Annotated in this window: 13 protein-coding genes; 8 read left to right on the top strand and 5 right to left on the bottom strand. The window is 65.6% G+C overall.

Annotated features, from left to right (window positions below):
- Positions 1-56 precede the first annotated feature (56 nt).
- Complete coding sequence (locus G5C33_RS17095; RefSeq protein WP_206518585.1) at positions 57-1,376, top strand: methyl-accepting chemotaxis protein; 1,320 nt, start codon at positions 57-59, stop codon at positions 1,374-1,376.
- A gap of 24 nt (positions 1,377-1,400) precedes the next feature.
- Here G5C33_RS17095 and putA read toward each other — a convergent pair whose 3' ends face one another.
- On the bottom strand, positions 1,401-4,424 hold the full coding sequence (gene putA, locus G5C33_RS17100) for a bifunctional proline dehydrogenase/L-glutamate gamma-semialdehyde dehydrogenase PutA (protein ID WP_165328246.1): 3,024 nt from the start codon (positions 4,422-4,424) through the stop codon (positions 1,401-1,403).
- Between the two features lie 103 nt (positions 4,425-4,527).
- Between putA and G5C33_RS17105 the strand changes: the two genes are divergently transcribed.
- Genes G5C33_RS17105 through G5C33_RS17115 form a run of 3 tightly spaced genes read left to right on the top strand, consistent with a single transcriptional unit; the run spans position 4,528 to position 6,836 of the window.
- Complete coding sequence (locus G5C33_RS17105) at positions 4,528-4,983, top strand: MaoC family dehydratase (protein WP_165328247.1); 456 nt, start codon at positions 4,528-4,530, stop codon at positions 4,981-4,983.
- Between the two features lie 55 nt (positions 4,984-5,038).
- Positions 5,039-6,217 (top strand): acetyl-CoA C-acyltransferase, encoded by a 1,179-nt coding sequence (locus G5C33_RS17110; RefSeq protein WP_165328248.1) that lies wholly within the window; start codon positions 5,039-5,041, stop codon positions 6,215-6,217.
- Between the two features lie 40 nt (positions 6,218-6,257).
- Positions 6,258-6,836, top strand: coding sequence for a DUF805 domain-containing protein (locus G5C33_RS17115; protein WP_165328249.1), 579 nt, complete (start codon positions 6,258-6,260; stop codon positions 6,834-6,836).
- Positions 6,837-6,857: 21 nt separating this feature from the next.
- Here the strand turns inward: G5C33_RS17115 and G5C33_RS17120 are convergent, their stop codons facing one another.
- Positions 6,858-7,262, bottom strand: coding sequence for a hypothetical protein (locus tag G5C33_RS17120; protein WP_165328250.1), 405 nt, complete (start codon positions 7,260-7,262; stop codon positions 6,858-6,860).
- A 210-nt stretch (positions 7,263-7,472) separates the two neighbouring features.
- Here G5C33_RS17120 and G5C33_RS17125 point away from each other — a divergent pair, with 210 nt between their 5' ends.
- The 4 genes from G5C33_RS17125 (at position 7,473) to G5C33_RS17140 (ending at position 10,856) form a co-directional block, all read left to right on the top strand.
- A complete protein-coding gene (locus tag G5C33_RS17125; protein WP_165328251.1) occupies positions 7,473-8,849 on the top strand; it encodes an MFS transporter in 1,377 nt (458 codons plus the stop codon).
- Positions 8,850-8,929: 80 nt separating this feature from the next.
- Positions 8,930-9,409: a pyridoxamine 5'-phosphate oxidase family protein gene (locus G5C33_RS17130; protein ID WP_165328252.1), complete on the top strand. Its 480-nt coding sequence runs from the start codon at positions 8,930-8,932 to the stop codon at positions 9,407-9,409.
- A gap of 105 nt (positions 9,410-9,514) precedes the next feature.
- Entirely contained in the window at positions 9,515-9,883 is a 369-nt protein-coding gene (locus G5C33_RS17135) for a YkvA family protein (protein ID WP_165328253.1), read from the top strand.
- A 34-nt stretch (positions 9,884-9,917) separates the two neighbouring features.
- On the top strand, positions 9,918-10,856 hold the full coding sequence (locus tag G5C33_RS17140) for a glutaminase (RefSeq protein WP_165328254.1): 939 nt from the start codon (positions 9,918-9,920) through the stop codon (positions 10,854-10,856).
- Positions 10,857-10,860: 4 nt separating this feature from the next.
- Here the strand turns inward: G5C33_RS17140 and G5C33_RS17145 are convergent, their stop codons facing one another.
- From G5C33_RS17145 to G5C33_RS17155, 3 genes are all read right to left on the bottom strand, one after another.
- Complete coding sequence (locus G5C33_RS17145) at positions 10,861-11,571, bottom strand: hypothetical protein (protein WP_165328255.1); 711 nt, start codon at positions 11,569-11,571, stop codon at positions 10,861-10,863.
- Positions 11,572-12,126: 555 nt separating this feature from the next.
- Entirely contained in the window at positions 12,127-12,672 is a 546-nt protein-coding gene (locus tag G5C33_RS17150) for a hypothetical protein (RefSeq protein WP_165328256.1), read from the bottom strand.
- The gene (locus G5C33_RS17155; RefSeq protein ID WP_165328257.1) at positions 12,669-13,256 is read right to left on the bottom strand and encodes a hypothetical protein; all 588 of its coding nucleotides are present in this window, start codon (positions 13,254-13,256) and stop codon (positions 12,669-12,671) included. Before G5C33_RS17155 ends, G5C33_RS17150 begins: the two co-directional genes overlap by 4 nt.
- Between the last annotated feature and the right edge of the window lie 19 nt (positions 13,257-13,275).

Raw genomic sequence — 13,275 nt, forward strand, 5'->3', positions numbered from 1 at the left:
AACTGTAACCTCACGCTAAGGCCGCATTTACCAGCCAAGCCTATCAAATCCGCCATATGTTTCGTGATCAGACGCATTCCGACGCACAAGAGACGCCGCCCGGAAGCTGGTTGTCCGACGCCGAGCGATCGGCGCCGCGGATCGCGCATGACCAGCCGCTGCTCGCCGCAGTCGCGCTGTTCCGGCACAACAGCGATCTTCGGCTGATGCCCGTGGTGGACGACGATCTGCGGCCCATCGGCGCGTTGTTCGAAAAGGACGTTCGCCGCCTGCTGCTCAATCCCTTCGGTCATGCGCTGCTGCGCAACCCCGCCTATGGCGAGGATCTGACGCCGCATCTCAAACCCTGTCCGACGGCGGAGATATCGCTGGGCATCGCCGATCTGATCGAGCGCTATCGCGGTTCGGGCGGTACCGACGGCATGGTGCTGACGCGGAACGGGCGGATTTTCGGCGTGATCGGCAATCGGCGGCTGGTACATCTCGCCGCCGAACGCGAAGTCCAGCTCGCGCGCGCACGAACTTCGCGCGCGCATCGCATCGAGCGGGCGAGCGAGGGGTTCGAACGGCAAATCGGCGCGCTTGCCGAAGGGCTGGCGAAACTGTCCGGCGAAATCGAACGCAGTGCCACCGCAACGGCATCGCGCGCTTCCACCGCCGGCGACAAGGCCGTGACGCTGGCCAGCGCCGCGTCGCAATCGAGCGACAGCCTTGCCGAAATCGCCGGCCAGGGGCGCGAGATCGCCACTGCGCTCGAGGAGATCGCACGCAACGGCGATGCCGTGGGCGCGGCGGCCGAAGCCGCCCAGCGCAGCGTCGCGGCCAGCGATCAAAGGGCGCAGGCACTGCTCCGATCGGCGGAATCGATTGACTCGGTAATCGGCCTGATCAGCGACATTTCGCGCCAGGTGAACCTGCTCGCGCTCAACGCGGCGATCGAAGCGGCGCGCGCGGGCGATGCCGGGCGCGGCTTCACCGTCGTCGCCAATGAAGTCAAACAGCTATCGGCGCAGACCGGCAATGCCGCCCAGCGGATTACGCGCCATATCGGCGACATGCAGACTGGCATCGGCGACGTCGCCGAAGGCCAGGCCGAAATCGCCCGCACCATCGCCACGATGGCGAACCTGGCCCAGTCGGTACGCGGCGAAGTCGCGCGGCAGGAAACCGCGACCCGCACCATCGCCCGCAATGTCGAGGAAGCGACCGAGGGGTGCAACATCATCCACAGCGATGTCGAAGCGATCGGCGCGACATCACAGCATGCCTCGCGCGATGCCGCCGGTCTGCGCGATCTGGCGTCGCAGCTCCGGCAGGATGCGCACAGCCTGTCGGGCGAAGTGCGCGGCTTTCTCGACACGATCCGCGCCGCCTGAACGACGGCGCGGATCGCGCGTGGATCAGCTTTCGTCCATATTGAGCAGGCTGGCATTGCCGCCCGCGCTGGTCGTATCGACCGAAATCGCCCGCTCGGCGCAGAAACGCGGCAGATAGTTCGGACCACCGGCCTTTGGCCCGGTGCCCGACATGCCTTCGCCGCCGAACGGCTGCGACCCGACGATCGCGCCAACCATGTTGCGGTTGACGTAGAGATTGCCGATCCGTGCCAGATCCTCGGCGATTTCCGCCGACCGCGCGATGCGGCTGTGCAGCCCCATCGTCAGACCGTATTTCTTGGCGTTCACGCGTTCGATCGTTTCGGCGAGCTTGCCGCCCTTCCAGGTCGCGACGTGCAGGATCGGGCCGAACCATTCCTTGTCGAGATCGTCCATCGAATCGAGCCCGATCATCGTCGGCGGCACGAACAGCCCTTCCTCGGGCACATGCGTCGTCGCCAGCCAGCGCGGGCGCATGGTTTCGCGATAGGCCATCAGCTTGTCATAGGAGGAACGATCGATCACCGGCCCGACATCGGTCGCCGGATCGCCCGGATCGCCGATGATCAGCGTCGCCATTGCGCCCGCGATCATCTCTTCCATTTCCTCTGCGATGTCCTCCTGCAGCAGCAGCAGGCGCATCGCCGAACAACGCTGTCCGGCAGACTTGAACGCCGAGGTGATGACATCGGCCACCACCTGCTCGGGCAGCGCGGTGGAATCGACGATCATCGCGTTGATCCCGCCGGTTTCGGCGATGAACGGAATGATCGGGCGCTCCTCGTCGACCAGGATGGTGTGCGCGATGCGCTTTGCCGTCGCCGTCGATCCGGTGAAGGCGACGCCCGCGATGCGATTGTCCGACACCAGTTCGGCGCCGACATCCGCGCCACCCGTCACCAGGTTCAACGCATCTTCGGGAATGCCGGCCGCATGCGCGATCTCGACCACCTTGCGTGCGATCGATGGGGTTTGCGGCGCGGGTTTTGCGACGACGGTGTTGCCCGTCACCAGCGCGGCGGCGTTCTGGCCCACGAAAATGGCGAGCGGGAAATTCCACGGCGCCACCGTCGCCCAGGTGCCGCGCCCTTCCATCTTCAGCTCGTTGCGCTCGCCGGTCGGTCCGGGCAGCGTGCGCGGGGCCAGATCGGTGCGCGCCTGATAGGCGTAATAGCGGCAGAAATCGGCGGCCTCGCGCACTTCGGCCAGCGCGTCGGGAATCGATTTGAACGCTTCCTTGACGCACAGTGCCATCAGCTCGATCCGGTTTTCCTCGAGCAGGTCGGCGAAGCGTTCGAGCGTGGTCGCGCGATCATGGATCGGCGTACGCTCCCAGTCGCGATAGGCGGCCTGCGCGCGCGTGATCGCGGCATGGACATCGTCGTCGGGGGTGCGCGCCGCCTCGATCGCCTTGCGGGCGCGGCCGCTGGGGTGCAGCGGATCGGCATGCACGGCGTCGGTGCCTTCGGGTTCGAACGGCACTGCCTCGATATCGCTGGCAGTCTTGAGCAGGATCGGCCGATCCTTGAGGTCGATCCCCTGGCTGTTGCGCCAGTGAACCATCATGTCCACCGGCAGCGGAATGCCGGGATGGCGTGTGCGCGCGACCGATTCGATATGCTCGACGGGATCGGCAAGCAGTTCTTCCTCGGACAGGCTGTCGTCGCCCATCTGGTGGACGAAGCTGGTGTTCGCGCCGTTTTCGAGCAGGCGGCGAACGAGATAGGCGAGCAGATCCTTGTGCCCGCCGACCGGCGCATAGATGCGGCAGTCATAGCCGCGTTCGCGGACCAGCCGTTCGTACAGCCCCTCGCCCATGCCGTGCAGCCGCTGAAACTCGAAATCGCGGCGGTCGCCCGCCCATTCGAGGATGGTGGCGACCGTCAGCGCATTGTGGCTGGCGAAGGCCGGACGCAGATTCTTCGCTTCCAGAAGATCGCGGACGCAGGCGAGATAGCAGACATCGGTCGCCGCCTTGCGCGTGAACACCGGATAGCCGCTCAGCCCCTCGACCTGCGCCTTCTTGATCTCGGTATCCCAATAGGCGCCCTTCACCAGCCGGACGTTCATCGGGCGGCCGAGCGAGTCCGCCCAGTCGATCACGGCATTGGCGCGCTTGCCATAGGCCTGCACCGCCATACCGAACCCGTCCCAGTCGCGCAGCTCCTGGCGCTTTGCCACCGCCTCGATGATGTCGAGGCTCATGTCGAGCCGCTCGTCCTCCTCGGCGTCGACGGTCAGCGCGACATTGCGATCGGCGGCGAGCTGGCACAGATGCGCGAGCATGTCGGTGAGTTCCGGCACGCAACGGTCATATTGCGGCACTTCGTAGCGCGGGTGGAGCGCCGACAGCTTGACCGACACCGAATGGCCGGACTTCGATTCCTTGCCCACCGCCTGGATCGCCTTGCGATAGGCGGCGTAATAGCGTTCGGCGTCCTTCTGCGTGCGCGCGGCTTCGCCGAGCATGTCGAAACTGGCGACGAAACCCTTGTTCTCGGGCTTCTTCATCCGCTTGAGCGCTTCGTCGATGGTGCGGCCCATGACGAACACTTCGCCCATCAGCCGCATCGCCGCGCCGACCGCCTGGCGGACAAAGGGTTCGCCGGCGCGCGAGAGCAGGCGGCGCAGCGGGCCGCTTTCGCCCTCGCCGACCAGCGCGCGGCCCATCACCAGACCCCAGGTCGCGGAGTTGACCATCTGCGAGCTCGACTTGCCGCTGTGCGATTTCCAGTCGGCCTCGCCCAGCTTGTCCGAAATCAGCAGGTCGGCGGTGGTCGGGTCGGGAACGCGCAGGAACGCCTCGGCAAGGCTGAGCAGCGCAATGCCTTCCGACGTGTTCAGCCGATATTCCTGCAGGAACTGGTTTACCCAGCCGCTATGCTGCGCCTCGCGCAGGTCCGCCATCAGCCCGGCGGCATAGCCGAGCGTTCGCGAACGCTCGTCCGAATCGAGTCGCGCACGGGAAATCAGTGGTTTTAGAACATCGGGTTCGGAAGCCCGGTGCAGAGATATCATGGATTTCCGTGCGGCCGACGTAGCGTCCATAGTGTTTTTCCATCTTTGAGTCGGTTGAAGGCTTGCGAGACACCTGTCCCGGCCTCTATCTGCTTTCCGCGCCTAGGCGAAAGGCAATGGAGGCGAAAGCCCAGTGGAGACCGTAACGATCGCGGAACTAGCCCAACGCACGGAAACACAACGTGTTTCCGACTGGGTCGAGGTTTCTCAGGAAATGATCGACAAGTTCGCGGATGCGACCGGCGATCACCAGTTCATCCATGTCGATCCCGAACGCGCCGCGCAGACGCAGTTCGGCGGCACGATCGCCCACGGTTTCCTCACGCTTTCGCTGATGGGAATGCTCGCGGAAAAATCAGGCGAGCCTGCGATCGAAGGCCTGAAAATGGGCATCAATTACGGCGGCAACAAAGTGCGGTTCCTCACCCCGGTCCGCTCGGGCAAGCGCGTACGCGGGCGATTCACGACGCGCAAGCTGGTCGAGCGCAAGCCGGGCGTTTGGGAACGCGTCACCGAATATGTCCTCGAGATCGAGGACGAAGAGAAACCGGCGCTGATCGCCGAGTGGATCACGCTGATTTACGTTTGATCACCACGCCCCTCCCCCATGCGGGCGGGGCAGCAACAGAAGGAAAATAAGGACCATGCGTTCCGCAGTCATCGTTTCCACCGCCCGCACGCCGATCGGCCGTGCCTATAAGGGCGCGTTCAATGCGCTGCTCGGCCCCTCGCTGGGCGCGCATTCCATCAAGGCCGCGGTCGAGCGCGCCGGGATCGATCCGGCCGAAATCGAGGACGTGATCTGGGGCGCCGCGCTCCAGCAGGGCAGCCAGGCGCCCAACCCCGCCCGCCTCGCGCTGCTGCGCGCGGGCCTGCCGGTGACGGTGCCGGGCATGTCGGTCGACCGGCAATGCGCGTCGGGCCTGATGGCGATCGCCACCGCCGCCAAGCAGATCGTCACCGACAATATGGAAATCACGCTGGGCGGCGGCCAGGAATCGATCTCGACCGTGCAGACGCCGCAGATGCGCGTCCAGCCCGACCCCGAGCTGATCGGCATGCACGACGATACCTATATGCCGATGCTGCAGACCGCCGAAGTGGTCGCCAAGCGCTATGGCATCAGCCGCGACCGGATGGACGAATACAGCTTCCAGTCGCAGCAGCGCACCGCCGCCGCGCAGGAAGCGGGCAAGTTCGATGATGAAATCGTCCCCGTCACCGCGACGATGAACGTCACGGACAAGGAGACCAAGGAAGTCAGCCAGAAGGAAGTGACGCTGGCGAAGGACGAGGGCAACCGCCCCGAAACCACGCTGGAAGGCCTCCAGTCGCTCAAGCCGGTGATGGGCCCCGATGCGACGATCACCGCGGGCAATGCCAGCCAGCTTTCGGACGGCAGCGCGGCGAGCGTGCTGATGGAAGAAAAGACCGCCGAAAAGCGCGGCCTCACGCCGCTCGGCCGCTATGTCGGCATGGCAGTGGCGGGCACCAAGCCCGACGAAATGGGCATCGGCCCGGTCTTCGCGATCCCCAAGCTGCTCGAGAAATACAATCTCAAGATGGACGATATCGGCCTGTGGGAGCTGAACGAGGCGTTCGCGGTGCAGGTGCTTTATTGCCAGGACAAGCTGGGTATCCCCAACGAGCTGCTCAACGTCAACGGCGGCGCGATTTCGGTTGGCCACCCCTATGGCATGTCGGGCGCGCGCATGGTCGGCCACGCGCTGATCGAAGGCAAGCGCCGCGGCGCCAAGCATGTCGTCGTGACGATGTGCATCGGCGGCGGCATGGGCGCGGCGGGGCTGTTCGAGGTATTGTAAGCGCTTGACGCCGGGGCGTGCCGTGCGCACGCTCCGGCGCATGGCTGGTGAAGGCTATCGCAAACCGAGCCTCGGCCATCTGGGGCTCAAGGCGTATCGCGATACGTTCCGCTTTCACGGGCGTTCGACGCGTTCCGAAGTGGTCGGCTTCTGGATCGTCTCGATGCTGCTGGGCATATTGCTGCTGGTCGGCATCTGGATAGCCGCCGCCTTCGGAATTGAGCTGAACGAACATACGGTTCTCGATAGCGCCCGATACCTCCTGTACCTGCCGCTGGTCGCCTTGCTCGTCCGACGCTTGCGGGACGCCGATCGATCGCCCTTGTGGCTACTGCTCTATCCGGCTGCAGGACTGAGCATCATCGCAGCATCGCTGTTGCCGCAGGGCGATGGCTTTACGCTGTCCTTCTTCACCATCACCGCTCGGCCCGCCGAAGGCTGGGGCTATCTGTTGGCGATATCGTCGTCGGTTTGCATGGTGTTGCTGCTGGTCCTGATCTTCCTGCCGGGGACGACCGGCCCCAATCGGCACGGCCCCGATCCGCGCAGCGACGAGGACAGCACGAGCGGGACATCGCACGCGCTGCCCACGGGTGCCGATCCATCGCCAGCCGAATAGCCGCCGGCAGCGCCTTCGCCCTCAAAAGCCGAAGCGCAATCCCGCCGCGAAATAATCGGCACCGACATTGCCCTTGAGCTTGAGCAGCGGCGACAGCGGCACTTCGACCGTGCCGTAGAAATCGAGATCGCCGCCGAACCGCGCACCGGCGCCCAGCGCGAACGTGTCCGCTACCGATGCCTTGGCCTCGGCACGGGCATAGAGGTCGACTTCGGTATCGTCCTGCCCGTCATGGATGAAGGTGCCGCCACCGATACTGAAATCCACCAGCCCCGGCACCAGCGGGGCATCATAACCCAGCCCGATCTCGCCACCCCAGTCGCCATCCAGCTTCGCCACATTGCCTTCCGCGGAAATCTGCGCCGCCGCCGGCGTCGCCAGACAGATGCCGAACGCCGCGCATCCCAGGGCCAGAAACCGTTTCATCTTTCACTCCCGAAACCAGCCGCGACATTGCGGCGAGGAAACGAGCCCTATCGCAGCGCGATTCCGCGAACCACAGCGCGCAGGTCATTCGGCCACGGCTGAACCGATATCCGATTCGCTCTGCCGCAATTCGTGCCGCAAGGCCGCAGGAACGGTTCGGTGCGCCAGACGATTGACAACGCCGTATCGATAGGGTCACCGCAGCGCACAATGCCGTCCAGCCAGAATACCGAAGCCGCCAGCCAGACAACCGAGGCCGAAGGCCTGCCGCTTCCCCGGCGGATCTGGGCGATCATCGCGGTGTCGTTCGGCACCGCGCTGTTCATGATCGACGGCACGATCGCCAATGTCGCGCTGCCGACGATCGCCGACGATCTGGGCATCGGCGAAGGCGCAGTGGTTTCGGTCGTCACGCTCTACCAGCTCGTTCTGGTGATGTGCCTGCTGCCCTTTGGCGGGCTGGGCGAGCAGTTCGGGCTGCGCCGCGTCTATCAGGCCGGGCAGGCCGTGTTCGCGCTGGCATCGGCGGCGACGTTCCTGGTCGACAGTTTCGCGATGCTGCTGGTCGTACGCGGGTTTCAGGCGCTTGGCGCGGCGATGGCGCTGAGCGTCGCGACGGCGATGCTGCGCTTCATCTATCCCGCACGGGCGCTGGGCGGGGGGCTTGGCATCAACAGTGTCGTCGCCGCCTCCTCCGCCGCGCTGGCGCCGACACTGGGCGGGTTCCTGGTCGAACATTTCGACTGGCGCTGGGTGTTCGTCGCGCCGGTGCCCTTCGCGCTGCTCTCGCTCGCCATCGGCCGCGCGCTGCCGCATCCCGAAATGGCGGGCGGCCGCTATGACTGGAAGGGCGGGCTGTGGAGCGCAGCGACCTTCGGCGCCCTGATCGGCGGGCTCGACATCGCCATTCACGGCTCGGTCGCGCTCGGCGTGCCGCTTGCGGTGCTGGGGCTGGTCTCGGGCCTGTTCTTCGTGCGCAGTCAGGGCGCGCGCGCACGGCCGATCTTCCCGGTCGATCTGCTGCGCCGGCGCACGATCGGGCTTGCCACCATCGCCGGGATCTTCGCGTTCATGGCATCGGCGGCGATGCTGGTGCTGCTGCCTTTCCGGCTGCAGCGCGGCATGGGATATTCGCCCGACGAGGTCGGCCTGCTGATCCTCCCCTTCCCGCTGACGATGCTGGTCGTTTCGCCGACGGCGGGCTGGCTGTCGGATCGCGTAAAATCCTCGATCCTGGGCATGATTGGCATGTGCTTCGCCGCGACCGGCATGATCCTGCTGATGCTGGTGGCGAACGATGCGCCGGCATGGGATTTCGCCTGGCGGCTAAGCGTGACTGCGATCGGCTTTGGACTCTTCTACTCGCCCAATTCGCGGATGATCTTCCACTCGGCGCCGATGGACCGCACCGCCGCGGCGAGCAGCATGATCGCCACCAACCGGCTGCTGGGACAGACGATGGGGGCGTCACTGGTCGGCATCATCCTGGCCGCCGGGCTGGGGCTGGGCGCCGCGCCGTTGCTGATCGCGGCGGGGCTGGCGGCGGCAGCGGGGTTGCTCACGCTGCTGCGCTATACCACCGACTGAGCGCCAAGCCCTTCGGCGCCAATGGAAATTGTCGGCGTCAGCTTCGTTGAACTCCCCGAAAGCAATTCGAGGAGGACCCAATGACTGACCAGAACGAAACCAAGGAAATCCGCAATCACATGTGGAAGAAGATGGCCGACAATCCGTTGGTGATGGTTGGCCTGACCGAAAGCGGCGAGCATTTCGAGCCGATGACCGCGATCCTCGACAAGGACGCCGACAGCGAATTCTGGTTCTACACCACCAAGACCAACCGGCTTGCGCCCGGCGGCCCCGCGATGGCGCATTTCGCATCGAAGGATCACAAGCTGTTCGCGTGCATCAAGGGCCGGATCGTCGAGGAAAAGGATCCGGCGATCGTCGACAAATACTGGTCGAACATGGTCGAGGCCTGGTTCGAGGGCGGCCGCAACGATCCCAAGCTGATGATGCTCCGCTTCGAGCTCGACACCGCCGAAATCTGGGAAGCCGACAGCTCGGTCACCGGCTTCTTCAAGATGATGACCGGCAAGACAGTCGATTCCGATGAAGTCGGCCGTCACACCGAAGCCGCGCTGTAAGCGCGTACAATCGAAAAGCTCCTCCCCCCTCGGAGGGGGGAGGAGGAATTGCCGTCGCTTCATTCCCTGCTTGACCCCCGCCCCGCCCCGCGCGATGCCGCAAGCATGGCTCCGTCACTCGTCCATCGCATCCGGGTAGAGGCGCACGCCGTCTGGCTGGCAGTGCGCGATCCGCGCACGCCGCTGACGGCCAAGCTGTTCGGGCTGGTGATCGCCGCCTATGCGCTCTCGCCGATCGATTTCATTCCCGACTTCATCCCCATACTGGGGCTGCTCGACGACGCCATCCTGATCCCTTTCGGCATCTGGCTGTTCGAGAAGATGGTCCCCGCAGCGCTGCTCGCCGAATATCGCGCCAAGGCGGAAAGGGAATCGCGCCTGCCCGTTGCCTGGGGCGGAATCGTGATCGTGCTGGTCCTCTGGGCACTGCTGGTCTGGCTGGTCTGGTCGGTCGCGGTGATGATCTACGATTGATCCCGGCGGCGCGTCGCCCCCCTATGATAGAGCCATGCCCGATCTAGCCGCCATCGTTGCCGATATCGCCGCGGAAATGGCCGACGCACCCGATCGCGGTACCGTCGCGCAGTATATCCCGCCGCTCGCCGCGGTCGATCCCAAGCGGTTCGGCATCGCGATCGTCACCGATGACGGCCGCGAATATGTCGCGGGCGACGGCGATATGGGCTTTTCGATCCAGTCGATTTCGAAGGTTTTCGCGCTCACGCTCGCGCTGGGCGCGGTCGGGGATCAGCTCTGGCAGCGCGTAGGGGTGGAGCCTTCCGGCACGCCGTTCAATTCTATCGTCCAGCTCGAAAGCGAACACGGCATCCCGCGCAATCCCTTCATCAACGCCGGTGCGATCGTCGTTACCGACATCTTGCTCGGCCGGGGCGAACCGCGCGAGGCGATCGGCGAGATGCTGCGCTTCGTACGCACGCTGGCGGGCGACGACGCCATCTATATCGATGACGCCGTGGCGCGCGCCGAACTGGAGACCGGCCATCGCAACATCGCGCTGGCGCATTACATGCGCGGTTTCGGCAATCTCAACCGGGAAGTCGCGCGTGTGCTGGGCGTCTATTTCCACCATTGCGCGCTGACGATGAGCTGTCGCCAGCTCGCCCGGGCCGGTCGCTATCTGATGGATGGCGGGCGCAACCCCGAAACAGGGCACAATGTCGTCTCCGCCCGCCGCGCGCGACGTATCAACGCGCTGATGCTCACCTGCGGCCATTATGACGGATCGGGCGAATTCGCCTTTCGCGTGGGCCTGCCGGGGAAATCGGGGGTCGGCGGCGGCATCCTGGCGGTCGCACCGGGGATCGCGAGCATCGCGGTCTGGTCGCCGGGATTGAACGAGCGCGGCAATTCGCAACTCGGCACGCTTGCACTCGAACGACTGGTGCACCGCACCGGCTGGTCGATCTTCGATCCGCGGGTGTTTTGAGGCGTCAGGCCTCGAGCTGCACGGGCTTCCCGCCAGACGATAGCAACAGCGCCCCGTCAGCGGCAAAATTCAGCACGACTTCGGGATAGCGGCGATTGTCGTCGAACAGCTCGCTGTATCTGGCGAGGATCGCATCGGCCGCAGCCTTGTTCTTCGCCGCGCCATATTCCTCGCTGAACGCCAGGCTCGGCTTGATCGCTTCATAGGTGTCGGCAATGCCATGCAGCGCGTTGAGTTCGCGCGCCATCGCCGGGTCTTCCGCAAAGGCATCGCGCAGTGCGTCGGCATAGGGATAATCGTCGGGGAGCTGCATCGCGCCGTCGGTGCCGTAATCGATGTGCGAAGGCGCCTGCGGGATGCCCGCTGCGGCGAGAAAGCCCTGAAAGCGCGCCGAGGCATGCTGCGAAAGCGCAGCGACATTCGCCGCCGTGGGCAGCAGCAGCGGCGGCAACTGCGCCAGTCCGCCCGGTGGCGGCGGATCGAAATAGGTATCGAGATCGACGTTCGAGCGGGATATGTCGCCGACCGGCGAGGCAACGCCGCCGCGCAACAAATGCGTCGCGGCCGCCGGTTGCGTCGGCGGCCGCGATACGGTTGCGGGAGCGCGCGCGGCCCTTTCGCGATCGAGCATTTCGCCGAAGCCGGCGCCGTCCCGTGGATGCTCCGGCCGCATGGCGTGGGGAAAGATGGTGTTGCTGGTCGAATTGACGATCATCGGCTGCCCTGGTCCCTGTGCCTCTGGCAGCCTGTTTATAGAGGCCCCGAAGCTGCGACCGGATAGCCGATGCGCAATAACAGGAGATGAAGACGCTTGCGGCTCGGCGATACCACGCCGCTGCCACGGCGTTCCCCCAAAATGAAAGAGGCTGCCGAGCCCCTCCCGGGGCCCGGCAACCTCCGACATGGTCAGCGGCCGGAAGCTCCAGCCCGGGAGACCATGCGGGCCGCGCGCCTGCGGCATCGAAGCGTTGCTTGGGGGAGAATACCCCCCGCCCCGAACCCGATAGATTTCGACCCATCGGGTTTTGCCATCAGGCAGTTAGCGGCGCGTCTCCCGAACGAACGGAACCGACCTCACTGCTGAACCATGAGACATCGGATCACCTCCTTTCGCTAGTTGAACACGTATGTGCCGGTGGGCACGTGCAAAGGATTGAATCATCGCGAGTCGCAGAACAAGTCTTGTAATTTCCCGGGATTTCGACGAATCTGGAATTCTGCGCCGCAATATCGCGGCGAGCCCTTTCCGAAATCGGTGGATTTGCGCGGTTCAGCGGCCCTTGCAGCCGCGCATGACGCGCTGGATCGCGGGATCGTCGGGCATCACCAGCATCTTGCCGTCGTTGAGCGCCACGCCGAAGCGCGATCCTTCGTCGTCGCCGACTTCGCGGACAAAGGCGTCGCCCGCGGGCAGGCGCGCCTCGACATGCCGCACCCGGGCATCGACGTCGCGCGCCTCGAGCGTGATCGAGCCGCCATCGGTCACCAGCCGCATCGTGCCGTTGCCCGAGGACATCGATCCGGCGCGCACGAACCGCACCTGCCCGGTATGGCTGTCGCATCGGATCGCGAAACTCGCCTCGCTGGCGGGCGGGCCGAACACCGCCGCCGCCTCGCCGCCCATCTCCTGATAGTGCCAGCGGCCGAGCCCGAGCGGCGCGCCCCTGAATTCGGGCGCGCTCGCTTCGCGCTGCGGCGCGGCGCCGCTGCTCGAGCCTTCGCCGCCGGGCATATTGTGATTGGTGATGTCAGCCGAATTTCCGCCGCATCCCGCCAGCAGCGTCAGCGCAAGGGCGGCTGCGGCGGCGCGAGTCACTTGCGGCAATCCTCGACCACGCGATGGACCTCGGCCCAGGCGGGCAGCACCAGCGGATACAGGCCGCTGCCTTCGACGATGAAGCGCCCGCGGCTGAACCCCATCGCATCGAGCAACGGATCGCGCGGCCCCAGCATCGCCGCGACATAAGGCTCGCCGGCGACCGGCTGGAACAGCAATTCCTGCATCATGCTCGACGTGCGCACGGTGAATGCCATCGCCGCGGCGGGCGCCGCCGCGATATGGCGCCCGAAGATGATCCGGCCGTTCGAACGATCGCAGCGGATGGTGAAATCCGCCGCCTGCCCCGGCCGACCGTACATCGCGATGCTGCCGCGCCCGTCCTGGCGATACACCCAGTCCCCCGGCGTCACGTTCCAGTCGCGCCAGTCGCCGGTCGGCAGCGCGACGGCGGGCGTCGGCGTGGCGGCGGGAACCGGAGACGGCGTCGCGACCGGCGTGGGCACCGGAAGCGGCTCGGCGGCGGCAGGAATGATACGCGGCCCCGAACAGCCGGTCAGACCGCCGAGAGCCAGAGCGGAAACGGCAGCGGCAAGCGCGGCGGCGGGCAAGGGACGTCGCATGGCCAAGGCTTATGCGCGA

The sequence above is a fragment of the Sphingosinithalassobacter tenebrarum genome (genome assembly GCF_011057975.1).
Taxonomy (GTDB): domain Bacteria; phylum Pseudomonadota; class Alphaproteobacteria; order Sphingomonadales; family Sphingomonadaceae; genus Sphingomonas; species Sphingomonas tenebrarum.